Here is a 26387-nt window from a genome sequence, read left to right as displayed (position 1 = left end):
CACCCTGGGTGTGGGGCACGCCTCCTTAGCTCAGCTGGTCAGAGCGCCGCTCTTGTAAAGCGAAGGTCGTCGGTTCGAATCCGACAGGGGGCTCTGTCTGTACCGCGCCGATCCGGATTTCATCCCGGAAGAGGCGCTCCACGAGGCCCCGGACGTCTCGTCCGGGGCTGTTTACGTGGGCGACCGGCGGGTGTGCACCAGCAGTCAGCCGGTGACCGCCTTCGTCGGTCTGCTGGTCGCCGTGCCGTCCTTGTGGCCTGTGCGGTGGGCCGTGACCTTCACGGTGATCTTCTTGCCCTTCTGGGCTGCTTTCAGGGTCAGCGTGGACTTGGTGGCACCGCTGATCGCCTTGCCGTTCGCATACCACTGGTACGCGTACGAGGTCGCCGCCGGGCTCCAGGTGCCGTGCGCGGCCGTCAGCTTCTTCCCGACCTTCGCCGTGCCGCCGACGGTCGGTGCCCTGGTCGCCTTCGGTGCGTCCCCCTTGGCGACCGTCACGGCGGCCGAGGTCGCGGTCCCGCTGATCCAGCCGCTCTTCACGGCCGTCACGGTCACGGTGAGCTTCTTGCCGAGGAGGGCGGCCGGGACGGTGTACGCCGCGGCCGTCGCCCCGGAGATCGCCTTGCCGTCGGCCTTCCACTGGTACGTGTAGGACGTCGGGGTCGCCGACCAGCTCCCGGTCGTGGCCGTCACCCTGGCGCCGACCTTGGCCGTCCCGGTGATCTTCGGGGCGGCCGTGCCGGTCAGCCGGGGCTGGGTCACCGTGAAGGTGCCGCGCGGGTACTCGCAGCACGTGGTGAACACGCTGACGTTCCAGGTGCCGGCCGCCACGCCCGTCAGGTCCAGGGTGGCCGTCACGGAGCGGTTGTCGGCGGCGACCGAGTCCGCCTTCGCGGAGACGGTCTTTCCGGCGAGGCCCAGCCGTACCTCGGTGTTCGGGCCGAGGGCGGTGCCGGTGACGGTCACCTTGACCTTGGTGCCGCTCACGCCGGTGGCCGGGCTGATCCCCGTGACACTCACGCTGTCGGGGCCGCACGGCGTGGACATGCAGGTCAGCCCGGCGCTGTAGGAGGTGCTGGAGGCGTTCGCCGGCAGGCCGAGCAGGAGCACGGTGGGTGCGGAGCCGTTGGTGGAGCCGCCGGCCGAGCAGTCGACGCCGTCGGTGAAGCGCGTGCAGTGGTCGGCCCACTTGACGGTGTCGTAGAGGAAGGGGACGGCGGTGGCGGCGGCGCCGGTGGTGTCCTTGATGTCGGTGGAGAAGTAGTCGAGCCCCTTGGTGGGCAGGACCGCGCAGACGGCGGTACGGGTCTCGTCCAGCCTGCCCGTGACCGGCCCGTACCCGTACGCGACCGACGGCACCCGGGTGCACTCGGGGGCGGGCCCGTCGGCGGTGGCCAGGCGCAGGGCGTCGAGGCGGTAGTCGGACGTCGCCTGGACGAGGACCTGGTAGCTGGTGGAGCCGGTGACCGAGCAGGCGTTGTTCCGGACGGTGCAGGCGCCCTTGCCGTCCGCGCCGTACACGCCGACCTTGACGGTGCCCTGCGGGACGCGCACGCCGAGGTGGAGCACGTCGGTCGTGGCGCCGGTGGTGACCTGGCGGCAGGAGAGGGCGCCGCCGGACTCGCCGTGCGCGGACGGGCCGCCGACCGGGACGGCCGCCGCGGCCGCGCAGCCGGAGGCGGTCGCGGTGACGTCGCGCCGGGTGAGGGTGTAGGTGGCGGCCCGGTCGCTGCCGGTCACGAACACGGTGTGGGCCTTGCCCGGGGTGAGCGGGCAGACGCCCCAGCTGGTGCCCGCCCGCAGCCGGCACGTCTGGTTGCCGCCCGAGTCCACCACCGTGATCTCGGCCGGTGCGTCACCGGAGACCGCGGTCAGCTGGAAGACCTCGTCGGCGGTGTGCGCGTCGGCGGGGATGCTCAGGCAGTGCGAGAAGACGCCGTCGCCCGTGGTCAGCGTGGCCTTGGCGCCGTCCGCGGCGAAGCTGCCCGCGGGCAGCACGGGGCACTCGCTGAGGGCGTCGGTGCGGTGGAAGGCGATCGCGTAGGGACCCGTGGCGGTGTCGCCGGAGGCGCTGGTGTGCACCAGTGCCCGGAAGGGGGCCGTGCCGGTGAGCGCGCAGTTGCCGCCGCGCAGCTTGTCGCTGCCGCACTGCACGGTGCCGTCCCGGTCGACGACCTCCACCTCGGGCTGTACACCGCCAGAGGAGAGCGGGGTGAGCGCGGCGAGCGAGGCGCCCTGCGGGGACGCGAGCGTCAGGCAGTCGTACTGGCCCACCGCGCTCAGCTCGCCCTTGTACAGTCCGGTCCCGGTCGCCGTGCAGCCGGTGTCGGCGGCGCGGTCGTAGACCACGAGCCCGTCGCTCTCGTCGTGGTAGGGGTAGCCGCTGAGGCCGTTGACCACCGCCGTGTAGGTGCCCGCGGCGGGCAGCCGGCAGGGGTCCTCCTTGCACACGGTCTTCCCGGTGGCGTCGTAGACCCGCGTCCAGCCGGCGGAGCGGTCCTGCTCGTCCACGTAGTGGACGGTGTACGGGCCCGCCGCGGCGGCGGTGAAGGTGAAGCAGGGGTTGGTCGTGACGTCCGGCGCGGTCAGGGTGCCGTAGGCGCGGACGGGCACGGGGGTGCAGCCCTGCGGGTCGTCGAGCCGGCGGGCCTTGACCGTGTACTCGGCGGGGAAGCCGTTCTCCGTGTACGTGACCTGGGAGATCACCCGGTACGGGCCGTCGCCGGGCAGTACGCAGCTGTCCTCGCCGTCCTCCGGGAAGTGCGGGCAGATCCGGGCGCCGGTCGCGTCGGTGATCCAGGCGCGGGAGGTGCCGTACACCTTGGAGCCGTAGGTGAGCCGGATGCGTTCGCCCGGCCGTGCCTCGATCGGCAGGCAGTCGACCTCGGCCGCGCTGACGGTCGTGCGGCTGGTGTCGGGCTGGTCCCAGTCGGTACCGGCCGGGTCCGCGCAGCCGCGGGTGGACGCGAGGGGTACGACGGTGAGCGTGGTGTCGGCGGTGGACCAGCCGTTGTTGACGATCTTGAGGGTGTAGGCGCCGGCGGTGGGCAGATCGCACCAGCCCTTGTCGCCGTACTCGGTGTCGTAGCAGTTCAGTTGGGTGCCGTCGGCGGTGTACAGCTGCGGGTAGAGGTCGCTGCTGCCGGCGCCCAGGGACACCAGGTGCAGGCCGGGCGCGGTGGCGGTGACGGTGTAGCAGACCGAGCCGTCCGCCGGGACGGAGGCCCTGCCCTCCGCGTCCCCGGGGTCGCCGAAGGACGCGAGGGCGAGCGGCGCGCACACCGGGTCGTCGGCGCGGGCGGACCCGGCGCCGGTGAGGGTGAGCAGCGAGGCGAGCAGGGACACGACGAGGACCGTCACGGCGGTGATCCGCCCGGGTCTCGCCGAAACGCCGAAACCGGTGCCCGGCACGGGATGCGCCATCAGTTCCCCCCTGGAACGCGGATGTTGAGGCGATGGTCGCACACAGGTGTGACACAGCCTCAACGGGATTCCGGGGCGGGCCGGGGCCCGCGCGGGGGTGTGGGCTCAGTGCCGCCCGGCCACCCGGTCCGCGACCCGGGCCAGCCGGGAGGAGCCGGTGCTCGGGTGACGGCGTTCGCGCTGGTCGGCGGCGCGGTAGGTGGCGTACATGCCCTGGACGCCGAGCCAGCGGAAGGGTTCCGGCTCCCACTTGCGGACCTTGTGGCCGACCCAGGGGAGCTCGGTCAGGTCGGTGCGCCCGGCCTGCCCGGAGTCGAGCTGCACGAGGTCGGTGAGGGTGCGGGCCGCCAGGTTGGTGGTGGCGACCCCGGAGCCGACGTAGCCGCCCGCCCAGCCGAGCCCCGTCGCACGGTCCAGGGTGACGGTCGCGCACCAGTCCCGCGGCACCCCGAGCACCCCGGACCAGGCGTGCTCGACCGCGACACCCGCCAGCGACGGGAAGAACCGCACGAGGATCTCCCGCAGCGCCTCGATCGTCGCCTCCTGCGTACGGCCGTCGTTGTCCGTCCGCGACCCGAACCGGTACGGCACCCCGCGCCCGCCGAGCGCGATCCGCCCGTCGGCCGTGCGCTGCGCGTACATGTAGGCGTGCGCCATGTCCCCGAGGGTCTCCCGGCCCTCCCAGCCCACCGACGCCCACTGCTCCGCCGTCAGCGGCGCGGTGGCGATCATCGAGGAGTTCATCGGCAGCCAGGTGCGCTTCTGGCCCTTCAGGTTCGCGGTGAAGCCCTCGGTGCAGCGCAGGATGTAGGGGGCGCGGACCGTGCCGTACGGGGTGACGGCGTGCTTCGGGCGGATCTCGGTCACCGGCGTGGACTCGTGGATGACGACGCCGAGTGCTTCTACGGCCGCCACGAGCCCCTTCACCAGCTTCACCGGGTGCAGCCGGGCGCCGTGCGGGGTCCAGGTGGAGCCCACCGCGTCGGCGACCCGGATCCGCTCCCGGGTCTCCCCGGCGCCGTACAGCTCGCGGTCCTTCTCGCCGTACGACAGCTCGTGCTCGTGGAAGGCCTTCAGGCGGGCCAGCTGGGCCGGGGTGGTGGCGACCTCAAGGACCCCGCCCTTCTGCAGGCCGGCGTCGATGCCCTCGGCCGCGGCGACCGCCACGACCTCGTCGACGGTCTCGTTCATGGCCTTCTGCAGGCGTACGGCGGCCTCGCGGCCGTGCAGCGCGGCGTACCGGTCGCGGCCGGCGATGCCGTTGTAGAGCCAGCCGCCGTTGCGGCCGGAGGCGCCGTAGCCGCAGAACTTCTGCTCCAGGAGGGTGACCCGGAGGAAGGGGGCGGCCTTCTTCAGGTAGTACGCGGTCCACAGGCCGGTGTAGCCGCCGCCCACGATCACCACGTCCGCCGACGCGTCACCGGCGAGCGGCTCCCGCACGGCGGGGAGGCCGTCGTCCGCGAACCAGAAGGAGATGCCGCCGTTGACGACACCGCCGGCCGAACTGCTTGCCGAACTCCTTGCCGAGCTGCTCATGACCGGACGCTAACTCTTGAGACCGGCCAGTGTCTCCTTCGGATTCCATGCTTTTCCGCGCCCCCTGACCAGCGGATAGCAGCCGAGACCGATCAGCGCGGCGACGAAATGTCCCAGGTCGGTGAAGGTGGGCGACTCCGTCAGCGGCAGCCCGTAGACCAGCAGGACGGCCGCGAGGTACGGATACCGCCAGGGCGTCACGATCCGGTACGCGAGCACCGCGATCACCCCGGCCAGCGCGTAACTCACCCCGATGTCCAGGGTGTTGACCGCGGAGTGCGGGGCGATGCCGTCGTGGATCCCCTTCAGCAGCGCGCCCTCGCTGATCAGGGTGGCCAGGACGTGCGCGGTCACGCACACCGCCAGCCAGCGCGCGGAACCCAGCCAGCGCTCCGCCGGCGCGTGGAAGACGGTGTACAGGAAGGCGTACGGCACCCAGTGCCCGCCCTCGATCCACATCGCGCTGGCGACCAGCACCCGCAACGGGTTGTCCGACAGTTCGCGGATGTTGGTGGACCGCTGCCGCAGGAACTGCTGCTCGAACTCGGGTGACATGTGGTGCAGCGCGACGGTGGTCACGAAGAGAATCGCCAGCCAGACGTACGTGCCGGGGGCGCTGCGGACGTACGCCCACACCTTGCCGCCGAGTCCCCGGAAAAATCCCATGAGGCGATTCATGCACGACCGCGACGGCGGGTGTGTGATTGACATTCCGGATGAGCTGATCACCTGACACGAGCGCTTCCTGGACCGGTGGGGGCTGCCGCCGGACGGCCCGTCGATGTACGGCCGCGCGGCGAGTGGGACGCCGAACGCCTGAGAACTCGGGGTGCGATGCGGTCCGGCGGCTGCGGCGCCGTCGTGGCTGTTCGCGCAGTTACCCGCGCCCCTTGGTCGGCCTGCGCTTCCGTGCTTTCAGGGGCGCGGGGAACTGCGTGAGCAACCTGGACGCTGGGCCGGGTCCTGCAGAACGCGCTCTCGACTGCTGCTCTGACTCGGTCAGCCGATCGGCTCCGGTACCGGGGCCTCGGCCGGGACGTCGTGCCTCGGCGGCTTCGCCGTCACCAGCAGGCCCGCGACCAGCGCGGCCAGCAGCATCACACCGACCGCCCACCAGATGGCGACCGTGTAACCGTGCACTACGGCCTCCGGGACGACGACGGCCTTCTGCGCGGGGTTGTGGAGGTGCGCGGCGAGGTAGGTGGCGGAGCTGCTGGTGGCGATCGTGTTGAGCAGCGCCGTGCCGATGGAACCGCCCACCTGCTGCGAGGTGTTCACGGTGGCCGAGGTGACGCCGGAGTCCTGGGGGGCCACGCCCGCGGTCGCGGTGGCGAACACCGGCATGAAGGTCAGGCCCATGCCGAGGCCCATCAGCAGCAGGGCGGGCAGGATCTCGGTGGGATACGAGGAGTGGACCGTGATCCGGGTCAGGAGCAGCAGGCCGCAGGCGGCGAGGAGCATGCCGGGGACCATGAGCAGGCGCGGGGCGACCCGGTGCAGCAGCCGGGCGGATATCTGCGTGGAGCCGGTGATGATCGCCAGGGTCAGCGGGAGGAAGCCGAGACCGGCCCTGACCGGGGAGTAGCCGAGGATGATCTGGAGGTAGTAGGTCAGGAAGAGGAACAGCCCGAACATGGCGACGGTGGCGAGCGCCATCGTCAGGAAGCTGCCCGCGCGGTTGCGTTCCCTGACGATGTGCAGGGGCAGCAGCGGGCTCGGGGCACGGTTCTGCCACCAGGCGAACCCGGCGAGGAGTACGACTCCGGCCGCGAACAGGCCGAGGACCAGCGGGTCGCTCCAGCCGCGCGGCTGGGCCTCGCTGAAGCCGTAGACAACTGCGACGAGTCCGCCGCAGCCGAGCAGCGCACCGGGTACGTCGAGTCGGGCGCCAGTGTTGCCCGGGCGGTCGTGCAGCAGCACGGTGGCGCCGGCGACGGCGAGGATCGCGATGGGCACGTTGACGTACAGGCACCAGCGCCAGTTCAGGTACTCGGTGAGCAGCCCGCCGACGATGAACCCGATCGCCGAGCCGCTGCCGGCGAGGGCGCCGTAGATGCCGAAGGCCTTGCCGCGCTCCCGGGGGTCGGTGAAGGTCGTCGTCAGCAGGCTGAGCGCGGACGGGGCGAGGACGGCGGCGAAGACGCCCTGGAGGGCGCGGGCGCCGAAGAGCATCCCCTGGCTCTGCGCGGCACCGCCGAGCGCGGAGGCGGCGGCGAAGCCGACGAGCCCGATGACGAACGTCCGCTTGCGGCCGACGAGGTCGGCGATCCGGCCGCCGAGTAGGAGCAGTCCGCCGAAGGCCAGCGTGTAGGCGGTGACCACCCATTGCCGGTTCCCGTCGGACATGCCCAGGGCGCGCTGTGCCGAGGGGAGCGCGATGTTCACGATCGTCGCGTCCAGGACGACCATCAGCTGGGCGAGCGCGATGACGACCAGGCCCCACCAGCGGTGGGGGTCGGCTGCGTCCTTGCCGGTGTTCGTACCGAGGTTCATACCGGGCGTGTCACCCGTTCGGGCGCTGCTCATTCGGTCAGAGGACCACGAATCCGGACGTGTCGCGTCCCGGGGTGAGCTGTTCCTGGTCATGGCTCCAAACCACCTTTCCGGTTGCCGCCCTGGTTTCCAGGGCGCGGAGTCCGACGGTCCCGACTCTCCGGCCGTACGACGGATCGAGCCGACGGAATGTGACATGGCACCGGTCGTGCGGGGTGTTCTCGCGGGCCGCGGTGATTGTCAGTGGGGGCCTGCACTATGGAGGGCATGGCGAGGACAGGGGCCGGTGGGACCGGTGGCGGCAGGGTGAAGGGTGCGCGGCGGCCGGAGGTGCGGTTGCCCGAGCTGGAGCCGTGGGGCGGCGGTGAGCTGGAGCCGGACGGGGATTACGACGGGCAGGAGTTCCGGGAGGCGGACTTCGTCGGTCAGGACGGAGCGGGCGCCCGCTTCATGGACTGCGCGCTGAGGGACTGCGCTTTCGACGAGACGGGGCTGCGGCACGCGCGCGTGCTGGACACGGTCCTCACCGGGATAAGAGGCGTCGGCACCGACCTGGCCGAGGCGACCCTGCGCGATGTCGAGCTGGTCGACGCCCGGCTGGGCGGCACCCAGTTGCACGGTTCCGTCCTGGAACGGGTGGTGATCCGCGGCGGCAAGATCGACTACCTCAACCTGCGCACCGCGAAGCTCAGAGACGTGGTCTTCGAGGGCTGCGTCCTGGTGGAACCGGACTTCGGCAACGCGGTGCTGGAGCGCGTCGAGTTCATCGGCTGCACGGTGAAGGCGGCCGACTTCAGGGGGGTGACGATGAAGGACGTCGATCTGCGGGGCGCCGCCTCGCTGGAGATCGCGAGCGGGGTGGAGCGGCTGTCGGGGGCGGTGATCAGTATGTCCCAACTGCTGGACCTGGCACCGGTGCTGGCGATGCAGCTGGGGATCCGCGTGGAGGATTGACCAACCCCACGGAAGCGCCCCGTGGGGGCGCGGGGCCGTGCCGATGTGCGGCTGCCGCCGCGTGGGCGCGACCAGCCCCCACCGACCCGCAGCCGCGAACCGGCCGTAGCACCCAGGTCGCCGCTGCTCAGGTCGCCGGCACTCAGGCCGGGGGTGCGGGCGCGGCCTTCTTCCGTAGGTCCAGGTGGTCGTCCGGGTCCTGGAGCCGGTCCGGCTGAGCGGTCAGCATGCGGCGGACCACCGGTTCCGGCATGCGGACCACCACCGGCCTGGGCAGGGTCAGCTCCCGTACGGCGGTGCCGGTGCGGCCGGAGCGCACGCGGTTGGCCACCCGCGCCACCACCCGCACGTCCAGCGTGAACTGGACCAGGACCGACGCGGACTTGGGCTTGTGCAGCGGCATCGAGCCGGACGCGTTCACCGTCGCGTCGGCCGCGCCGCCCGCGCCACCGGCGTTTCCCATCAGCTGGTTGAGGCGGAACTCGTCGGCGTTGAGCAGCCCGGCCCCCGCGAGGCCGCGCGCCGAACGGCCGTGGTCGGCGGAGCTCAGGCCGTCCGTCTGGGTGGGCCGGGGCGCGTCCAGACGGCTCTGTCCCACCGTCTCGAAGGTCATCTTGTCGCCGACGCCCAGTACCCGGCCGTCCCGCAGCCGCGCGTGCAGGGACGCCCGCAGGTCCTGGCCCTCCACCCCGGTGGCGTGCACCGGCGGCAGCTCCGCCCCGGCCGACGTCAGCAGCGGCAGCGCCGCGATCAGCCACTCGGTGGAGACGGCCTCGTGCAGGGTGTAGGCGGCGGCCTGGCCCTTGGAGCGGAAGCGGTCACCGCCACCCGCCTCCCGGACCGCGGAGCTGACCAGCTCCCGTACCTGCGGGGCCCCCTGGAAGCCGTTCACCTGCGCCTCCATCGGCAGCCGCACCCCCGCGGAGCGCCAGGTGCCGAGCGCGGCCGGGCGGTCGCCGCCCGGGCCGGGAGCGGGCGCCGCCGGCTGGTGGCGGGGCGCGGGCAGCCGGGCGAGGGCGGCGAGGTCCTGGTCCAGGACGCGGTGGGTCAGCGTCTGGCGGCCCAGCGAGACCAGCGCGATCCGGCGGTCACCCCGGTGCAGTTCGAGGGTCGCCTCGATCGGCACCCGCGTCCTCGACGACTTCGCGGTCTTCGCCTCCGCGACGGTCTTCATGCCGAGCTGGCCGCGGCTCGCCGTGCCGGAGCGCCGCGAGCCGCCCGAGCCGGCGCCGAGGCCCGCCGCACCGCCCGTGCTCTTCAGCTGTCCGGCCCCGCCGTCCGGTTTGCCGGAGCCGGCGAAGATCCCCTCCACGCCGGTCGTCACGCCCTCGTCGTGGGAGGCGGCCTGCTGGGCGACGGCCGCGGTGATGTACTCCATGTCCCGGCCGTCGTCCGCCGCCCCGTCGTAGGCGCCGTCGCCCAGCCGGTTGACCTTGAACACCGCCCAGTAGGGGGTCCTGCGCCCGTCGAACAGTTCGACGGTGACCCCGCCGTCCATCGCGCCCGACAGCAGTCCCGCGCTGCCGTCGCGGTCCAGGACCCGCAGCAGCCGTTGCACGTTGTCGTTGCGGTCCGCCAGTTGCCGCCGGGGCAGCAGGTCGTCGGCGAGGCTCTGCTGCCCGCTCTGAGCGAGGCGGGTGCGCAGCCGGGCCAGCAGCGGCACGAAGTTCGGCAGGTTCTCGACCATCCCGAAGCCGAGGGGCAGCGCGCGGGAGAAGGCCGGGCCGCCGGTGCGCGGCGGCGCGGCCGTGGTCGACCCGGCCGCGGCGGACCCGGCCGGATCCGTGGCGCGGGCCCCGCCCCGGGTCCCCTCCCGGGCCTCGCGCTCGGCACCCGCCCGGGAGCTCTCCGCCGGCCGCTGCCCCGGCCGGGAGCTCTCCGCCGGCCGCTGCCCCGGCCGGGACGACGGCGCCATCAGCTCCGGTTCGGGGTCGAGCTTCAGCTGTCTGCGGATCGATGCCGGAAGCTGCGCCTCCGTCAGCCAGACCGCCGCCTCGGCCGGCAGGGTGCGGGCGGCCGTCGCCACGTACGGGCCGCCGCCGGTGACCTTGACCTCGGCGACCATGGTGACGAGCAGGTCGCACTGGACCAGGTAGAGCGGCGCCTTCTTCGGGGTGTGGGCGTTGCGCTCGACTGTCCCGGACAGGGCCGACGACCGGGCGTCGCCCGCGCTGGTGGTGCGGCTCCCGGACAGGCCCTGGCCCACCCGCCACTCGGCGCCGTTCTCCGAGCCGGTGGCGCCGAACTGCCAGGTGCTGGTGGTGCCCCGCCCCTCCTGACCGGCCGCCTGGTGACCGCCGAGCACGAAGGTCTCCGTACCGGGACCGGCGCCCCGGTGCACGAACTTCGGGTTGGCCAGCGTGAGCCGGGTGCCCACGGCCCCGTTCAGCGCGGCGAGCCGGCGCGGATAGCGCAGGTTCTTCACCACCCACCCGGAGGACGCGGCCTGCCGCAGCGAGGCCGTGATGGCCTGCGGCCCGAACCGCTCCTCGATCGCCAGCCGCGGTGCGAGTCCCTCCGCCTGCAGCGCGGGATCCTCGCGGACGCCCTCGTTGCGGGCGGCGGCCCGGGACAGCAGCTGGAAGGCGAGGTCCCGGACGGCCTGGCCGTCGCCGACCGTCTCCACCAGCTGCCAGTCCCGCAGCGGCTGCCCGGCCGACGGCCGGGGCACGAGGCCGGCCAGGTCGCCGATGCCCTCGGCGGTGACGGCGTGCTCGGGCCGCGGCGCCTGCGCCCGCCGCCCGTCGCGGACCGCGTCCCGCCGCCTCCTGCCCTCGTCGTCGAGGGTGAACTCGGCCGGGGTGACCAGTCGTACGTCCTGCTCGTCCAGATGCAGTCCGGCCAGCCGCTTCGCCTCGGGCGCGTCCTGGCCGGGCGAGCCGGGGGTGAGGGCGCGGCCCAGCTTGCGCTGCCGGGACGTCATGGTGACGTCGACGTCGAGACGCAGGGCCGCCCCGAAGGTGCTCGCCTTCTCGGAGCCGTTGGTGAGGACGTCCGTACGGGTGGTGGGGCCGGCCTGGTTGCGGCGGGTGCCCGAGTGGTGCTTCTCGTAGCGGGCCGAGCCGGTCAGGATGCCGGGGACGAGCCTGGCCTGCCCGAGCACCAGACCGCCGATCGAGCGCGAACTGGCGCGGCCGCTCTGCGTGTTGCCGGTGACCCCGGAGTGGCTGCGCACCAGCCAGTCGTCGGTGTCGCCGAGGTAGCCGGTCTCGCGGAGCTGCCCTCGGACGCGGATCTGCACGTCGTGGGAGTGCAGGGTGGTCTTGCGGCGCAGCCGTACCCGGATGCCGGTCGAGGTCAGCTGGTCCTTGTTCACCCGCAGGTTGGTCTCGGACAGGGCGGCCATCAGCTCGCGGTGGTTGCGCCGCTGGAGCGCGGCCTCCTCCCTGCTCGGGGCCGAAACCGGCGCATCCGTTCCGAACTCGGGCAGGTAGCCGGTCAGCCGGGGATCGGTCGCGAACAGCTCCTGCACGGCGCGCACCATGGGCCCGGTGTCGAGTTGGCTGAGGGTGACGCTGGAGCCCATGGCGCCGAAGGGCAGGTGCCGTTCGACGTCGGCCTCGTCGCCGTTCTCGTCGGTGCGCTTCGGCTTCTCGACGAACTCGCCGGCCTCGGTGCCGGGCGGCAGCGGCAGCCCGACGGACCGGGCCTCGTCGGCGCGCAGGCTCATCCACACCCGCATCGAGTGCCGGGCGACCCGGCTCCCGGGGCGCAGGATCATCTCGGCCGACCGCGGCCCCGTGCCCTCCGCGGTGAACCGGACCGTCGCCAGGTAGAGCACCTTGTCGCCGCGCACCTCGGCGCCCTGGCGGCTGGACACGGTCTGCTCGGCCACGGTGAACCGCGCCTTGCGGGCCGCCGCGACCGGCATCGCCGTACCCCGCAGGACGGCCGCGTTGCCGACCGCCCCGACGCCGACGGCCGGTCCCAGGCCGCCGGTGGCGGCGCGCCCCTTGCCGGCGCTCTCGGTGACCGTGTGCTGGGTCTGCTGATGGGTGCGCAGCTGGGTCCCGCCGGTGCCCCAGGCGGGCGACATGCCGGTGATCTCGGCGTGCATGCGGTAGCTGCCCACGGTGCTGCCGTCCTTGGCCGCCAGGTCCTCGCCGGTGACGCCGTCGCGCAGCAGCCGGGGCATGTCCTCCAGGACGGTCGCCGTGGAGGTCGCCTCGTGCAGCCGGGCCCGGCCGGGGGCCCCGGCCGCCGTCAGCGAGGGGTGCAGGACGGACGCGACCGCGTCGAAGAGACCGCCGCCGCCCTGGTGCGGGGCGGCGGTGTCGGTGACGGCGACCGGGGCCAGGGAGTCGGCGAGCGAGACGCGCCGGGCGGTGTCCGCGTCGACGGCCTGCGGGGCGGCGGGCGCCCGGGTGCCGGCCGGCACGAGGTGCTCGGTGGGCACCCGCTGGGTGAGGGTGCCCGAGCCGTGGAAGGTCTGCGCCCGCTGAGTGCCCTGCTTCTTGATCCGAACGCCGTACCGCACCTTGCGCGGCGCCTCGACGGAGCCTTTCTCGCTGCGCAGCACCCGTGGCTCGGCCACGTTGCGCTGGCCGCGGGACTCCCGGGAGGACTGCCAGGGCTGCGCGTTCGCCAGTCCGGCGCCGCCCAGCCACAGCCCCGGCGCGACGGGCGCGAGCCCGAACGCCATGCCGCCGGCACCCTTGCTCGATCCGCCGCTCGCGGTGGTCGCGACGGTGGCGGCGGTGTTGTGCTGCACGTCGACCTTGGTGTCCTTGCCCTCGGTGTCGTCCACCGCGGCGAGCGGGGCCCCGTCCGGGTCGGGCACGGTGTTCGTGAGCAGGTCCTTCGGGTGGAAGACCGGCGGCCGGTCGTCGGGGGCGCGGGAGACGGCGACGGTGACGTCGTACCACTCCGTGCCGTCCTTGCCCTTGACCGCGAAGGCGCGGCCCTGCCCGTAGAACGACTCGGGGCGGCCGGCGAGTTCGGCGCCGATGTCGGCGACCGTGCCGTCGCCGTGTCCGACGACCGCGGCCACCGCGTTCCGCACGAACTCGTGCCCGGTCAGCGCGTACGCCGTGGACAGCCCGGCGGCCTGGAAGTCCATCAGGTACGGCGGCAGTACGAGGCCGGGATCGGTGTGTTCCTCCGGGATGGCGGCCACGGGTGCCACCGGCCGGCTCCGTACCGCCGGCCGGGCGACGCCCTTGCCCTTCGCGTCCCGCAGCGCCTGCGAGGTGGCCGCGTTCCCGGCGGTTCCCTGGAGGGCGAGCATCACGTGTTCCGTGGGCCCGAGGGGTACGGCGGTGGCCGGTGCCCGGGAGGCTTCCGTAGACGCGCCTTTTCCGCTGTCGCCTGCCTGTCGCTGCGTCCGCACGGAGTCAACGTAGGCGCGGCCGGGACAGGCGGACCGGCTTCCGCCGACTCCGGCCCCACTTGTCACGCCCGGCTCGACAGGTGGTCAACTCCCGTACATCCAAGGGTCGTTCAACAACCCCCGGCCAGGCTACGGCACCCTCGGGAAGCGGGCCTGGAGCGTCCAGATCGCCGGATTGTCGGCCAGCCCCTCGTGCATGTCGGTGAGGTCAGCGATCAGGTCGTGCAGGAAGTCCCGTGCCTCCCGGCGCAGTTCGGCGTGGGAGAAGGTGAGGGGCGGCTCCTCGGCCGGCATCCAGTCCGCCTCGACGTCCACCCAGCCGAAGCGGCGCTCGAAGAGCATGCGGTCGGTGGACTCGGTGAAGTCGAGTTCCGCGTGCTGGGGCCGGGCGGCCCGCGAGCCCGCCGGGTCGCGGTCGATCCGCTCCACGATGTCGCACAGCGCCCACGCGAAGTCGAGCACCGGCACCCATCCCCAGGCTGTGGACAGTTCCCGGTCCGCCTTGGTGTCCGCGAGGTACACGTCCCCGCAGAACAGGTCGTGTCGCAGCGCGTGGACGTCCACCCGCCGGTAGTCGGTCTGGGGAGGGTCCGGGAAGCGGTTGGAGAGGGCGTAGCCGATGTCGAGCACGTAGCCGATGGTGTCATGGCGTCTTACGATCACGTGCGTGCCCCGACGCGCCCCGCTGGTCCCCTCCGCCCTGCTCTGCCTCGCGCTCACCGCCTGCGGCGGCGGTGTGCACGGCACCCCGGGCGGCGCGGGCCTGCGCGACCCCTACTTCCCGAAGGCGGGCAACGGCGGCTACGACGTCGGCCACTACGCGCTGGACCTCCGCTACGACCCGGGCACCGGCGACCTCACCGGCACCGCCGTCGTCACCGCCCGCGCCACCCAGGACCTGACCGCCTTCGACCTCGACCTCCAGGGGCTGCACGTGGACAAGGTCACCGTCGGGGGGAAGCAGGCCCGCTGGAACCGCGCGGGCCAGGAGCTGACCGTCCGCCCGCACGACGACCTGCGCAGGGGGGAGACCTTCCGGACGACCGTGCGCTACTCGGGCCGGCCGCAGACCATCACCGACCCCGACGGCTCCAAGGAGGGCTGGCTGCGCACCGCCGACGGCGCGCTGGCCCTCGGCGAACCCGTCGGCTCGATGGCCTGGTTCCCCGGCAACGACCACCCCTTTGACAAGGCCTCGTACGACGTCACGGTGACCGTCCCGAAGGGCCTGCAGGCCGTCTCCAACGGTGAGTTGAAGAGCGAGACAACGAAGAACGACCGGACCGCCTTCGTCTGGCACACCGCCGAGCCGATGGCGACCTACCTCGCCACGGTCGCCGTCGGCCACTACACGGTCACCCGCACCACCCTCCCCGACGGCCTGCCGGTGTACACGGCCGTCGACCCCACCCAGGTGAAGGCGAGCCGGGCGGTACTGGCGAAGCTCCCCGCGATCATCGAGTGGGAGCAGGACAACTTCGGCCCCTACCCCTTCTCCTCCACCGGCGTGATCGTCGACCGCCCGGGGGACGCCGGGTACGCGCTGGAGACCCAGAACCGGCCCGTCTTCCCCGGCGCCCCGGACACCGACACCCTCGTCCACGAACTCGCCCACCAGTGGTACGGCGACTCGGTCACCCCGCGGACCTGGCAGGACATGTGGCTCAACGAGGGCTTCGCCACCTTCGCGGAGTGGCTGTGGGAGGAGGACCACGGCGGGCGGACCGTCCAGCAGATCTTCGACAAGGTCTATGCCACCCCGGCGGACGACGCGACCCTCTGGGGTTTCCCGCCGTCGAAGCCGCCGAGCGCCGCGTACATCTCGGAGCGGCCGGTGTACGAGCGGGGCGCGATGGTCCTGCAGAAGATCCGGCAGACGGTCGGCGACGACCGCTTCCACGACATCATCCAGGGCTGGGCAGCCGCCCACCGCCACGGCAGCGCGGACACCGCGGAGTTCACCGCGTACGTGGAGAAGAAGGCACCGGGCAAGGACTTCACCGCGATCTGGAAGGACTGGCTGTACGGCGACGGAAAGCCGCCCAGCCCCTGATCGCCGGTACCCGGCGTCCTGCGCGGACGGCAGACGGGTGTCCTGGCCGGGATCAGCGCTGGCTGGCAGGCTTGCCCGGAAGTCCGGTGCGGCTGCCCCGGCAGGAGTACACGATCTCCACCGCACCGCCGGGGAGGGCCCGCTGACGCTGGAAGGCCAGCCCGGTGTCGGGGCTGAGCGCGGGGGTCAGCCGCATCCCCTCGCCGAACAGCATCGGCAGGACGACCAGTTCGAGGGTGTCGAGCGCGCCGAGCGCGTGGAACGTGCCGATCGTCCGCGGACCCCCGATGAGGTGGACGTCACCGCCCCGGTCGGCCGAGCGGATCCTCTCCAGCAGGCGCACCGGGTCGCTGTCGGTGGTGACGTGGTCGGGGGTGCCGTCCGGGCGGTGTGAGCCGAGCACGAACACGTCGAGGCTCGGCCACGGCCAGCGGTCGTTGGTCAGCGCGGGCTCGAAGGTGGTACGGCCCATCAGCGCCGCCTCGCAGCCTTCGAGGAACTCCCGGATCCCGTGACTCTCGCCGGAGACGAACGCGGGGTCGGCGGTCAGCGCGGGCCACCCGTTCGGCGTGGTCACGTAGCCATCGGCACTCATGCTCATACGGGCGCGGATCTGCATGGTCTCTCCTCGGGGCGTACGACGGCCGACTGCGCGGTCGGCTTGCCTAGCGGGCAGCTCTCTGCTGAAGCGTCGAACGGGAGATGCGCGGATCGACACGCTGCCCCCGACAATTACGCCGCAGGGCGTGGGCCCCGCGCCCCAGGCGCGCTCCGTGCCTGTCTGGCCGGGGTCGTGTCGGCGGGCTGAACGGAAGACGGGAGCCCCCGGCGTCGCACCGGGGGCTCCCGTACAGCGCAGCGTGCCGCGTGGGTCAGACGTTGACGCCGAAGTCCTGGGCGATGCCGACCAGGCCGGAGGCGTAGCCCTGGCCGACCGCGCGGAACTTCCACTCGGCGCCGTTGCGGTACAGCTCGCCGAAGACCATGGCCGTCTCCGTCGCCGCGTCCTCGGAGAGGTCGTAGCGGGCGATCTCGGCACCGCCGGCCTGGTTGACGATGCGGATGTAGGCGTTGCGGACCTGGCCGAAGTTCTGGTTCCGGTTGTCCGCGTCGTAGATCGAGACCGGGAAGACGATCTTGTCGATGTCGGCCGGCAGGGCGGCCAGGTTGACGTTGATCGCCTCGTCGTCGCCGGCGCCCTCACCCGTGCGGTTGTCGCCGGTGTGGACGATGGAGTTGTCGGGGGTGTTCTTGTTGTTGAAGAAGACGAAGTGGGCGTCGGAGTACACCTTGCCCTGGGTGTTGACCGCGATGGCCGAAGCGTCCAGGTCGAAGTCCGTGCCGGTGGTGGTGCGGACGTCCCAGCCGAGGCCCACGGTGACGGCGGTCAGGCCCGGAGCCTCCTTGGTGAGCGAGACGTTGCCACCCTTGGAGAGGCTTACAGCCATGGTCGGGGGTCCTTTCCCTCGTGTGCGTACGGCCGTGCGGCGTACGGGCTTGAAGCTACAGCTACCGGTATGAACGCCACGAGGGGTACCGAAGGTTCCAGCTCGCTTTACCTTCTTTGCCAAACTTATTCGCGTGACGTGTGCCGGTCAGGCGCGCGACCATGGGGGCATGTCCGGTCCTTACGTCATCCGCGGCTCCGTCTCGCTCCCCGAGGCCGAGCTCCACTGGCGTTTCTCCCGTTCGTCCGGGCCCGGCGGGCAGCACGTCAACACCAGTGACTCGCAGGTGGAGCTGCGCTTCGACCTCGCGAACACCGAGGCGCTGCCGCCGGTGTGGAAGGAGCGGGCGCTGGCGCGGCTGGCCGGACGGCTGGTGGACGGCGTGATCGTCGTACGGGCGTCCGAGCACCGCTCCCAGTGGCGCAACCGCGAGACCGCCGCCGTACGCCTCGCCGCCCTCCTCGCCGAAGCCACCGCGCCCCCGCCCAAGCCGCGCAGGCCGACCCGCATCCCGCGCGGGATCAACGAACGCCGGCTGCGGGAGAAGAAGCAGCGCTCGGAGACCAAGCGAGGGCGGACCGGCCGCGACTGGTCGTAGCGGCAGCCGCCGCCGGGGCGGGGCCCTGCCGCCTTTCCGTCCCTCGTTCCGTCAGCCCTTCGCGGGCCACCGAGGGACTACGACGTGAGGTGCGTTCGCGATCGCATCGTCGTGCCGGGCATCGTGACCGATCCGGCGCGGCTCGCGGAATTGGATCTCGATCTCGATGGTGCGGGGCCGGATCCGGGTTAAGGAATGCGCCGTGGCGGCGGATTGGCGGAATTGGCGGCGGTGGGTCCTGTCGGGGCGTCGGGTGGCGGCCCGTCAATTTCGAAAAACAGACCGCGCGGTTTTATCCCAGCTGCCGGTAGCGGCCCCGGAAATACATCAGCGGTCCGCCTTCCGTGCTCGGCAGTTCGGCGGTGAGGACGCGGCCGATGACGAGGGTGTGGTCGCCGGCCGGCACCCGCTGTTCGGTGCGGCACTCCAGGGTCGCCAGGGCGCCGCCGACGAGCGGGGCGCCGCTGACCTCGCCGCGGACGTACGGGATGTCCTCGAAGAGCAGGCGGTCGCTGATACGGCCCTTCATCGCGAACCGGCCGGCGATGTGCCGCTGGCTCTCGGTGAGCACGGAGACCGCCCACCGCGGCTGTTCGTCGAGCAGGTCGTCCATCCGGGCGCCCGCACGCAGGCTGACCAGCACCAATGGCGGGTCGAGTGACACCGACATGAACGCGGTTGCGGTCATGCCGACGTCCTCGCCGGCCGGTGCCAGCGGGTCGTCCGGGTCCAGTGGCGGCTCCTGTGCGGTCACCAGGACCACGCCGGCGGCCAGCCGGGCCATGGCGGCCTTGAACGCTTCGTTGCTCACCCCCACAGCATGCCCGGTGGCTTCTGCGGCGGCGGGGGAGGGAGTCTTCAGCACGCCGAAAACGCTAGTCTCGGACCCGGCGCCGTCACATCGGCCATCGGCCCGAGCCGGGTCCTAGGACCAAGGGCGGGGCATGGACGGGGTGAAGGGCCGTAACGTGCATCATGTGCACACACCCGCAAAGGCTGTGTTCAGTAAACGCACAGGTAAAACGCAGAAACTCCACGCAATTGTTCACGTTCTCCTGTGACTTGAGTCACAAGGGACGGTAATTGTTGACCCTGTGTACCGAGTGGGCAGCGCGCTGTGATTCAGTGGCGGGGAAAAGTAGCGCCGAAGCAGACCCTTGATTCGCTGCGAGGTCTCGGGGGGAGGGCGAGCATGGAGACCGAGTCGGAACCCTACGTCCGTCTTGCGTCCCTGCGACAGCTGCACCAGGTCATGGCCGACATGAACACGGCCCGCAGCCTGGCGGACACACTGCAGACCGTCGCCGACGGCGTCATCACCGCACTGGGCTACGAAATGGCGTGCGTCAACCTCGTACGCCCCGACGGCGATCTCGTGGTCGCCGCCTTCTCCGGCAACTCCGCCGCCGAGGCCCTGATCACCGGCCGCGTCGGCTCCCGTGACTCCTGGGAGCGGCGGCTGGCCATGGGCGAGAAGTGGGGCGACCTCGTCTTCATACCGCACACCGAGGGCTGGGTCCTCGACGACGACGACGTCCCGCAGTGGTACACCGACGGCCCCGCGCCCCGGTTCGAGGACGAGTGGCACCCCTCCGACCGGCTCTTCGCCCCGATGTACACGCCCGGCATATCGGGCAGCTCCTGCGGCGAACTGCTCGGCGTGATCTCCGTCGACCGCCCGCGCAACGGCCGCCACCCCGGCGCCTGGGGCCGCGAGGCCCTGCAGATGTACGCCTTCCAGGCCGCGATCGCGATCAGCAACGCGCGACTGCGTGCCAACATGCAGCGCGCCCTGGTCAGGCTGGAGCGCGAGCAGCAGGCCCTGCGGGCCAGCGAGGAGAGCTTCCGGCAGGCCTTCGAGTACGCCCCCTCCGGCATGGCGATAGCCGAGATGGGCGGCGACCAGCACGGCCGGATACTGCGCTCCAACGACGCCCTGTGCCGGCTCCTGGGCCGTCCCGCCTCCGCGATGCGCCGCTACTCCTTCTCCGACCTGGTCCACCCCGAGGACATCGGCACCCTGCTCCGCACCTCCGCGGAAGGCGGCCGCGCCGAGCTCCGCCTCGGCCGCCGCGACGGCACCTACGTCTGGGTCTCGCTCCGGAACTCCGTGGTCGCGGACGCCGCCGACGGCCCGCGCTTCCTCCTCACCCACGTCGAGGACATAGAGGAACGCAAGCGCCGCGAGCTCCAGCTCGCCCACCGCGCCTCCCACGACTCCCTCACCGGTCTCCCGAACTCCGCCGAGCTGCGCTCCCGGCTCTCCTCCCGGCTCTGCCGGCGCGCCGACACCGGCGGCGCCCTGGAGTCCCTGGACGCGGCCTACGGCCATCCCGCCTACGACGTCAACGGCCACGGCTTCGACTTCGCCGGCACGTCACCGTCGTACGACGGCGGCTACGACCACCACGTGCACACCGTCGCCCCCGAGGAGGGCCGCGACGACGGCGCCAAGGGGCTCGCGGTGCTCTTCTGCGACCTCGACGGCTTCAAGTCCATCAACGACCGGTTCGGGCACAACGCCGGAGACGCGGTCCTCATCGAGGTCGCCCGGCGCCTCGGCAGGGCGGTCCGCGACGGCGACACGGTGGCCCGCCTCGGCGGCGACGAGTTCGTGATCCTCGCCGACGGCCTCGGCAAGGCCGACGCCCAGGACCTCGCCGTACGGCTGCGCAACGAGATCATCCAGCCGATCCGCGCCGAGGGCCGGGCCGTCCGGGTGGGAGCCAGCTTCGGCATCGGGTGGGCGCACTGCGGCATGACGGCGGACGAAGTCCTGAAATCCGCCGACGAGCGGATGTACGTAGAGAAACGATCTCGTCCCAAAGCTCATCGCCGTGCCGGATGATCCGCAGGTCATCGCACTGATGCGGTACGAGTCACCCGTTTGGCTCAGCCAGAGCGGGTAGGCTCGACTCTCAATACCTGTATCGCATCCGCCCGCACCTGTTGAGGAGTACCAAGGGATGACGCCCGGCGACAACGGCGCGAGCACGCCCGAGGACGACGACCCGTTCGGCTACCTGTACGCCGATGGTCAGGCCAGAGGGGCCCAGCCGCCGTCCGGCTCCGGTGGTTACGGCTACCCGAACGCCGTCAGCAGAGTGCGTCCGGTCGGCGAGCGCACCTACGGCGGGCAGCAGCAGGCGGCACCGCAGTACGGCGGCCAGACCATCCCCCAGCAGCCCGGCGGCGGCTACGGCCAGCAGCCGAACGCGGCCTACCAGGCCCCGGAGACCTTCCCGGGCGGCGCCCCGGCCACCCGCCAGGCCCCGCCCAACCCGGGCCGCGGCCGGGGCCCGAACACCAAGGGCCTCCTCATCGGCGCCGTCGCGGTCGTCGCCGCCGTCGTCATCGGCATCAGCCTCGCGATGATGAACGGCAACTCCGACGACAACAAGGCGAGCGGCGGAGCCTCCACCACTCCGACCCAGTCCCAGAGCGTGTCGCCTTCGCCGTCGAGCACGAGCTCGGCGTCGGCCACGGGCGACATCCCGCCGATCGACGCGAAGGCCCTCCGCCTGGACGGCGGCGCGAGCCTGGCCTCCGACGTCAAGGGTGCCAAGGCCGAGGGCGGCATCTACGTCACGAACCTGAACCAGACCGGCGCCGGCGTCACCTGGACGGTCAACGGCATCCCGGCGGACGGCCTGTACACCGTCTTCGCGCACTACAGCGCGACACAGGACGAGAGCATGACGCTCACCATCAACGGCAAGACGTTCGGCAGCAAGTTCCCGCTGCAGAACTACACGCACCAGAGTGACCCGGCCAACGCCTGGACGACCAGCTACACGTACCCCACCCTCACCAAGGGCACCAACACGATCTCCCTGTCCTGCCAGAGCGGGGACAGCTGCGACGTCCTGCTGGACCAGCTGTGGGTGAAGCAGGGCAAGCACACGAACAAGAGCTAAGCAGCCGTCGTCCCGCCGGTCACCGTGACCCGGTCGAGCAGCTTCTCGTAGGCCGCGCGGTCGAACTCGCCCGCCGCCGGGGCACGTACCGTCGCCGCGGACAGGGCCACCGCGCGGGTCAGCCGGTCCGGCCAGGGGAGTTGTTCCACCAGGCCGGAGAGGAGGCCGGCGAGCGCCGAGTCGCCCGCGCCGGTCGGGTTGCCGTGTTCGTGGGTGGGCGGGACGGCGCGCCAGCGGCCCTCCGGGGTGAGGGCGAGGAGGCCCTGGGGGCCCAGGGAGGCGACCACCGTGCGGGCGCCGCGCCGGCGGGCGTCCTGGGTGGCGCGGGACGGGTCGTGGGAGCCGGTGAGTTCGGCCAGTTCGTCGGCGTTCGGCTTGACCAGGTCCGGGCGGGCCGCGACCCCGCGCCGCAGCGGCTCCCCGCTGGTGTCGAGGAGGACAGGGACCCCGGCGGCCCGCGCGGTCTTTATCAGCCCCGCGTACGCCCCCACCGGCACCCCCGGCGGAAGACTCCCGCACAGCGCCACCACCGAGGCCCCGCCCAGCAGTTCCTCGTAGTGGTCGAGGAAGGCGCCCCATTCGGCCGGAGCTGTCTGCGGGCCCGGCTCGTTCAACTGCGTCGTGTCGCCCGTGAGTTCGTCCACGACGGCGATCGTGCGGCGGGTCGCCCCGGCGACCGGCAGCAACGCATCCCGTACGCCCGGCGTCTCCGCGAGCTGCTCCCGTACGGCCCGCCCGGTGGCCCCGCCCGCGAAACCGGTGACCGTCGTCTCGTGCCCGAGCGCGGCCAGCACGCGGGCCACGTTCACCCCTTTGCCGCCCGGCCGTTCCGTCACGTCCGAGACGCGGTGGGAGGTGTGCGGGCGCAGGGCGCCGACCCGGTAGGTGATGTCCAGAGCGGTGTTCAACGTGACGGTGAGGATCACCGGGCGACCTCCCTCGCATGTGCCCGTGCCGTCGTCCGGGGGGCCTCGATCATGCCAAAGAGACGGCGACCCGGCCTAGGTCGCCGTCTCTCAAACCATGGTCATGATCAGGGAAGTTCGGGTGCGACCACCCAGTCGCCCTTCCGCATCACGCCCTTCAGCGTGAAGTCCGCGTCCAGCACCAGCAGGTCCGCGTCCTTGCCGGGCTCCAGGGAGCCGACGCGGTCGTAGAGGCCCAGCAGCCGGGCCGGGTTGGCGGACAGGGCGGCGACGGCGTGCTCGACGGGCAGCCCGTCGAGCGTCACCGCCCGCCGCAGCGCGCGGTCCAGCGTCAGCGTGGAGCCGGCGATCGAACCGCCCTCCACCAGCCGGGCCACCCCGTCGGTGACCTCGACCTCCAGGGGGCCGAGGAGGTAGCGGCCGTCACCGCTGCCGGCCGCGTCCATGGCGTCCGTGATGAAGGCGACCCGGTCCGGCCCCGCGTGATGGAAGGCCAACTGGAGTGATGCGGGGTGGAGATGGGTGCCGTCGTTGATGAGCTCGACGGTGATCCGCTCGTCCTCCAGGAGGGCGGCGATCGGGCCGGGGGCGCGGTGGCCGAGCTGCGGCATCGCGTTGAAGAGGTGGGTGGCGACCGTGGCGCCCGCGTCGATCGCCTCCACCGTCTGCTCGTACGTCGCGTCCGTGTGGCCGACGGCGGCGATCACGCCCTGCTCCACGAGGAGCCGTACCGACTCGATGCCGCCGGGGAGTTCGGAGGCGAGGGTGACCATCCGGGCCTGGCCGCGCGCCGCGTCGACCAGCTTGCGGACCTCCGCCGGGTCCGGGTCCCGCAGCAGCGCCTCGGAGTGGGCGCCCTTGCGGCACGGGGAGATGAAGGGGCCCTCGAAGTGGATGCCGGCGATCTCGCCCTGCTCGGCGAGCTCGGAGAGCAGACCGGCCTGGCGGGCGAGGACGTCCATGTCGTCGGTGACGGTGGAGGTGATGAGGGTGGTGGTGCCGTGCACGCGGTGCGTGCGGACGCCGGTGAGGATCTCTTCCGCGGTGCCCGAGCTGAAGGAGGCTCCGCCGCCGCCGTGGTTGTGGATGTCGACGAAGCCTGGGAGGAGCCAGTGGCCGGTCAGGTCGATGAGGTGGGCGTTCTCTGGGGCGTCGGCGGCGATTTTCGTGCCGTCGACTGAGAGTCGGCCATTTTCGACTACTCCGGTAGGGAGGACTACCCGGGCACCGGAGAGGGTCAGTCCGTGGCCTGCGGGCTGCGGGTGCTTGGGGGCCGGTCGCGCCCGCGCGGCGGTAGCCGCAAATCGGACACTGCCCCGCGCCCCGGACGGGGCGCTGTAGTGCGGCTCGGTCGCAGCCATCAGGGGGTTACCTCCGGTGTGGTCGTCGTCAACAGGTCCTGGGCGAGCAGGCCCGCCCCCAAACAACCGGCCGTGTCACCCAGCTCGGCCGGGACGATCGCCGGGAGCTTCTGGAACGTCACCCGGTGTTCCACCGCCTCCCGCAGCGGGTCGAAGAGAACGCTCCCCGCCTCCGCCAGGCCACCGCCGATGATCAGGACCCGGGGGTCCAGCAGGGTGAGGGCTGTGACCAGGCCGTCGGCCAGGGCGGCCACCGCCTCCCCCCACACCCGGACGGCGTTCGGGTCGCCGGACATGACGGCCTTGGCGCAGTCGGCCGCGTCGGCGTCCGGGTCGCCGCAGGCCCGCGCCCAGGCCTCGCTCACCGCGGCCGCCGACGCGTACCGCTCCAGGCAGCCGCGCTGCCCGCACGGGCAGGGGGCGCCCTGCGGACGCACGACGACGTGGCCGATCTCGCCCGCGAAGCCGTGCGCGCCCGACTCCACCCGGCCGTCGAGGCCGAAGCCGCCCGCGATCCCGGTGCCGAGGGCCACGAAGAAGAAGCGGTCCGCGCCCCGGCCCGCGCCCAGCCGGCCCTCGGCCAGGCCACCGGTGCGCACGTCGTGGCCGAGGGCGACCGGGATGCCGAGGCGGTCGGCGAGGAGGGCGCGCAGCGGGACGTCGCGCCAGCCGAGGTTGGCCGCGTAGACGGCGACGCCGGCGGGCTCGTCCACGATTCCCGGCACGGCGAGGCCGGCCGCCGACGCCGGCTCGCCGAGGTGCTGCTCGCCGTACGCCCGCAGGTCGGCGGCGAAGTCGAGGATGGCGGTGACGACGGCGTCGGGGCCGCGCTCCCGGCCGGTCGCGCGGCGGTCCTGGTGGAGCAGCTCGCCGTCCGGGCCGACCAGCGCGGCCTTCATTCCGGTGCCGCCCACGTCCAGGGCGATGACATGTCTCACGGGAACAGTGTGGCCCGCCGACCCGCAAGAGGTCTAGTCCACTTGCGTGGTGTAGACCTTATAGGTCAGACATATTGAACGGCGAGACAGTTGGACAGGGGTAGTACACGTGCGGCGGCGTAGGGCAGGAATGATCGCGGTGGTGTCCGCAACGGGCATGACGGCGCTCCTCGGTGGATGCGGGACGACGGGATCCTCGGATGTCACCCTCAGACTCGTCGCCGCCGACTACGGAGACTCCGCCGCCAACAGCTCCCAGAAGTACTGGGACAAGCTGACCAAGGCGTACGAGGCCCAGCACTCCGGAGTGAAGGTCGACGTCACCGTCTACTCGTGGAACGACGTCGACCGCAAGGTCAAGGACATGGTCGACGCCGGCCACGCCCCCGACCTGGCCCAGATCGGCTCGTACGCCGACTACGCGGCCGCCGGCAAGCTGTACGAGGCCGGTGACCTGCTCTCCATCCCGGTCCAGGCCGACTTCCCGTCCCAGCTCGCCGAGGCGGGCCAGTGGAACCACGCGCAGTACGGCATACCCTTCGCCGCGTCCACGCGCGTCCTCTTCTACAACAAGACCCTCTTCGCCAAGGCGGGCATCAGCTCCCCGCCCACCACCTGGGACGAGCTCGCCGCCGACGCACAGGCGCTCAAGGCGGACGGCGTGAAGTACCCGTACGCGCTGCCGCTCGGTCCCGAGGAGGCGCAGGCGGAGACCATGCAGTGGCTGCTCAGCGGCGGCAGCGGCTACACCGACGACACCGGCACGTACACGATCGCCTCCTCGCAGAACATCGACACCCTGACCTGGCTCAAGGACGAGCTGGTCGGCAAGGGCCTGACCGGCCCGGTGGCCCCCGGCAAGCTGAACCGCGCGACCGCGTTCGCCGCCTTCGCCGACGGCCAGGTCGGCATGCTCAACGGCCACCCCACGCTCATCAAGCAGGCCGAGGAGAAGGGCGTGAAGTTCGGCACGGTCCCGATGCCCGCCCGGGCCGGGCAGAGCACCAGCACCGCGTCCATGGGCGTCGCCGACTGGATGGCGGCCTTCAAGCAGAACGGCCACGCCGAGCAGGTGGGCGACTTCCTCGACTACGTCTACAGCGAGAAGAACGTCCTCGCCTTCTCCCGCGAGTACGGTCTGCTGCCCGTCACCACGTCCGCGTCCCAGACGATGGACGACTCCACGCAGGCCGAGGACAAGCAGCTGCGCCCGTTCCTGGAACAGCTCCCGACCTCCGAGCTCTACCCCGCGGGCAAGACCTCCTGGGCCGCCATCAGCGCCGACATCAAGAAGCAGATCGGTACGGCGGTGAGCCCGGCCGGCAACCCGACCACCATCCTCACCCGGCTCCAGGCGGAGGCCGCGACGGCTGACAGCCGTACGGCGACGACCGGCTGAGCGCTACGGTTC

General features: G+C 72.2%; 18 protein-coding genes and 1 tRNA gene. 7 read left to right on the top strand and 12 right to left on the bottom strand.

Annotation, left to right across the window (positions count from 1 at the left end; translation table 11 throughout):
• The first annotated feature begins 19 nt into the window (after window positions 1-19).
• A tRNA-Thr gene (locus OHB00_RS23600) sits at window positions 20-93 on the top strand.
• Between the two features lie 111 nt (window positions 94-204).
• Here the strand turns inward: OHB00_RS23600 and OHB00_RS23595 are convergent.
• The 4 genes from OHB00_RS23595 to OHB00_RS23580 form a co-directional block, all read right to left on the bottom strand.
• Window positions 205-3423, bottom strand: a complete 3219-nt coding sequence (locus tag OHB00_RS23595) for a Tat pathway signal protein (RefSeq protein ID WP_406437308.1) — start codon at window positions 3421-3423, stop codon at window positions 205-207.
• Between the two features lie 105 nt (window positions 3424-3528).
• Complete coding sequence (locus OHB00_RS23590; protein ID WP_406437306.1) at window positions 3529-4959, bottom strand: NAD(P)/FAD-dependent oxidoreductase; 1431 nt, start codon at window positions 4957-4959, stop codon at window positions 3529-3531.
• A gap of 9 nt (window positions 4960-4968) precedes the next feature.
• Window positions 4969-5625, bottom strand: coding sequence for a rhomboid-like protein (locus tag OHB00_RS23585; RefSeq protein WP_406437304.1), 657 nt, complete (start codon window positions 5623-5625; stop codon window positions 4969-4971).
• Between the two features lie 333 nt (window positions 5626-5958).
• Window positions 5959-7485 carry an MFS transporter gene (locus OHB00_RS23580; protein ID WP_406437302.1) on the bottom strand — a complete coding sequence of 509 codons (1527 nt, stop codon included), beginning with the start codon at window positions 7483-7485 and terminating at the stop codon, window positions 5959-5961.
• A 234-nt stretch (window positions 7486-7719) separates the two neighbouring features.
• Here OHB00_RS23580 and OHB00_RS23575 point away from each other — a divergent pair, with 234 nt between their 5' ends.
• A complete protein-coding gene (locus tag OHB00_RS23575) occupies window positions 7720-8406 on the top strand; it encodes a pentapeptide repeat-containing protein (protein ID WP_406437300.1) in 687 nt (228 codons plus the stop codon).
• Between the two features lie 142 nt (window positions 8407-8548).
• Here the strand turns inward: OHB00_RS23575 and OHB00_RS23570 are convergent, their stop codons facing one another.
• Window positions 8549-13633 (bottom strand): hypothetical protein, encoded by a 5085-nt coding sequence (locus tag OHB00_RS23570; RefSeq protein ID WP_406437298.1) that lies wholly within the window; start codon window positions 13631-13633, stop codon window positions 8549-8551.
• A gap of 231 nt (window positions 13634-13864) precedes the next feature.
• The gene (locus OHB00_RS23565; protein WP_406437296.1) at window positions 13865-14365 is read right to left on the bottom strand and encodes a hypothetical protein; all 501 of its coding nucleotides are present in this window, start codon (window positions 14363-14365) and stop codon (window positions 13865-13867) included.
• A gap of 7 nt (window positions 14366-14372) precedes the next feature.
• Here OHB00_RS23565 and OHB00_RS23560 point away from each other — a divergent pair, with 7 nt between their 5' ends.
• Complete coding sequence (locus tag OHB00_RS23560; protein WP_406437294.1) at window positions 14373-15788, top strand: M1 family metallopeptidase; 1416 nt, start codon at window positions 14373-14375, stop codon at window positions 15786-15788.
• A 52-nt stretch (window positions 15789-15840) separates the two neighbouring features.
• Here OHB00_RS23560 and OHB00_RS23555 read toward each other — a convergent pair whose 3' ends face one another.
• Entirely contained in the window at window positions 15841-16407 is a 567-nt protein-coding gene (locus tag OHB00_RS23555; protein ID WP_406437292.1) for a dihydrofolate reductase family protein, read from the bottom strand.
• A gap of 253 nt (window positions 16408-16660) precedes the next feature.
• The gene (locus OHB00_RS23550) at window positions 16661-17236 is read right to left on the bottom strand and encodes a TerD family protein (protein ID WP_406437291.1); all 576 of its coding nucleotides are present in this window, start codon (window positions 17234-17236) and stop codon (window positions 16661-16663) included.
• Between the two features lie 169 nt (window positions 17237-17405).
• Between OHB00_RS23550 and arfB the strand changes: the two genes are divergently transcribed.
• Window positions 17406-17834 (top strand): alternative ribosome rescue aminoacyl-tRNA hydrolase ArfB, encoded by a 429-nt coding sequence (arfB, locus tag OHB00_RS23545; RefSeq protein WP_406437289.1) that lies wholly within the window; start codon window positions 17406-17408, stop codon window positions 17832-17834.
• A 292-nt stretch (window positions 17835-18126) separates the two neighbouring features.
• Here arfB and OHB00_RS23540 read toward each other — a convergent pair whose 3' ends face one another.
• The gene (locus OHB00_RS23540; protein WP_406445959.1) at window positions 18127-18618 is read right to left on the bottom strand and encodes a flavin reductase family protein; all 492 of its coding nucleotides are present in this window, start codon (window positions 18616-18618) and stop codon (window positions 18127-18129) included.
• Between the two features lie 408 nt (window positions 18619-19026).
• On the opposite strand from OHB00_RS23540, the gene cdgB reads away from it, so the two are divergent.
• Together cdgB and OHB00_RS23530 are read left to right on the top strand one after the other, a co-directional pair.
• Window positions 19027-20682 (top strand): diguanylate cyclase CdgB, encoded by a 1656-nt coding sequence (gene cdgB, locus OHB00_RS23535; protein ID WP_406437287.1) that lies wholly within the window; start codon window positions 19027-19029, stop codon window positions 20680-20682.
• 118 nt (window positions 20683-20800) lie between these two features.
• A complete protein-coding gene (locus OHB00_RS23530; RefSeq protein ID WP_406437285.1) occupies window positions 20801-21751 on the top strand; it encodes a carbohydrate-binding protein in 951 nt (316 codons plus the stop codon).
• Here OHB00_RS23530 and OHB00_RS23525 read toward each other — a convergent pair.
• The 3 genes from OHB00_RS23525 to OHB00_RS23515 all read right to left on the bottom strand — a co-directional run bounded on the left by OHB00_RS23525 (window position 21748) and on the right by OHB00_RS23515 (window position 24976).
• Window positions 21748-22677, bottom strand: a complete 930-nt coding sequence (locus tag OHB00_RS23525) for a 1-phosphofructokinase family hexose kinase (RefSeq protein ID WP_406437283.1) — start codon at window positions 22675-22677, stop codon at window positions 21748-21750. The two genes, OHB00_RS23530 and OHB00_RS23525, sit on opposite strands and share 4 nt — an antisense overlap.
• Before the next feature lie 107 nt (window positions 22678-22784).
• Complete coding sequence (nagA, locus tag OHB00_RS23520) at window positions 22785-24038, bottom strand: N-acetylglucosamine-6-phosphate deacetylase (protein ID WP_406437281.1); 1254 nt, start codon at window positions 24036-24038, stop codon at window positions 22785-22787.
• Window positions 24038-24976: an ROK family protein gene (locus tag OHB00_RS23515; RefSeq protein ID WP_406437279.1), complete on the bottom strand. Its 939-nt coding sequence runs from the start codon at window positions 24974-24976 to the stop codon at window positions 24038-24040. The genes nagA and OHB00_RS23515 overlap by 1 nt, the downstream gene beginning before the upstream one ends.
• 130 nt (window positions 24977-25106) lie before the next feature.
• Between OHB00_RS23515 and OHB00_RS23510 the strand changes: the two genes are divergently transcribed.
• Window positions 25107-26375: an extracellular solute-binding protein gene (locus OHB00_RS23510; protein WP_406445957.1), complete on the top strand. Its 1269-nt coding sequence runs from the start codon at window positions 25107-25109 to the stop codon at window positions 26373-26375.
• The last annotated feature ends 12 nt before the right edge of the window (window positions 26376-26387 follow it).

Source organism: Streptomyces sp. NBC_00631, assembly GCF_045206895.1.
GTDB lineage: Bacteria > Actinomycetota > Actinomycetes > Streptomycetales > Streptomycetaceae > Streptomyces.
This window is presented reverse-complemented; position numbering and strand designations above follow the sequence as displayed.

What these genes read in the sequence shown, in the direction of transcription:
- OHB00_RS23595 (WP_406437308.1), bottom strand. Translation starts at nt 3,423, where the DNA reads ATGGCGCATCCCGTGCCGGGCACCGGTTTCGGCGTTTCGGCGAGACCC.
- OHB00_RS23585 (WP_406437304.1), bottom strand. Translation starts at nt 5,625, where the DNA reads ATGGGATTTTTCCGGGGACTCGGCGGCAAGGTGTGGGCGTACGTCCGC.
- OHB00_RS23540 (WP_406445959.1), bottom strand. Translation starts at nt 18,618, where the DNA reads ATGGCCCGGCTGGCCGCCGGCGTGGTCCTGGTGACCGCACAGGAGCCG.
- cdgB (WP_406437287.1), top strand. Translation starts at nt 19,027, where the DNA reads ATGGAGACCGAGTCGGAACCCTACGTCCGTCTTGCGTCCCTGCGACAG.
- OHB00_RS23510 (WP_406445957.1), top strand. Translation starts at nt 25,107, where the DNA reads ATGATCGCGGTGGTGTCCGCAACGGGCATGACGGCGCTCCTCGGTGGA.
- OHB00_RS23555 (WP_406437292.1), bottom strand. Translation starts at nt 16,407, where the DNA reads ATGCAGATCCGCGCCCGTATGAGCATGAGTGCCGATGGCTACGTGACC.
- OHB00_RS23550 (WP_406437291.1), bottom strand. Translation starts at nt 17,236, where the DNA reads ATGGCTGTAAGCCTCTCCAAGGGTGGCAACGTCTCGCTCACCAAGGAG.
- OHB00_RS23570 (WP_406437298.1), bottom strand. Translation starts at nt 13,633, where the DNA reads ATGCTCGCCCTCCAGGGAACCGCCGGGAACGCGGCCACCTCGCAGGCG.
- OHB00_RS23530 (WP_406437285.1), top strand. Translation starts at nt 20,801, where the DNA reads ATGACGCCCGGCGACAACGGCGCGAGCACGCCCGAGGACGACGACCCG.
- OHB00_RS23580 (WP_406437302.1), bottom strand. Translation starts at nt 7,485, where the DNA reads ATGAGCAGCGCCCGAACGGGTGACACGCCCGGTATGAACCTCGGTACG.
- OHB00_RS23560 (WP_406437294.1), top strand. Translation starts at nt 14,373, where the DNA reads ATGGTGTCATGGCGTCTTACGATCACGTGCGTGCCCCGACGCGCCCCG.
- nagA (WP_406437281.1), bottom strand. Translation starts at nt 24,038, where the DNA reads ATGGCTGCGACCGAGCCGCACTACAGCGCCCCGTCCGGGGCGCGGGGC.
- arfB (WP_406437289.1), top strand. Translation starts at nt 17,406, where the DNA reads ATGTCCGGTCCTTACGTCATCCGCGGCTCCGTCTCGCTCCCCGAGGCC.
- OHB00_RS23590 (WP_406437306.1), bottom strand. Translation starts at nt 4,959, where the DNA reads ATGAGCAGCTCGGCAAGGAGTTCGGCAAGCAGTTCGGCCGGCGGTGTC.
- OHB00_RS23575 (WP_406437300.1), top strand. Translation starts at nt 7,720, where the DNA reads ATGGCGAGGACAGGGGCCGGTGGGACCGGTGGCGGCAGGGTGAAGGGT.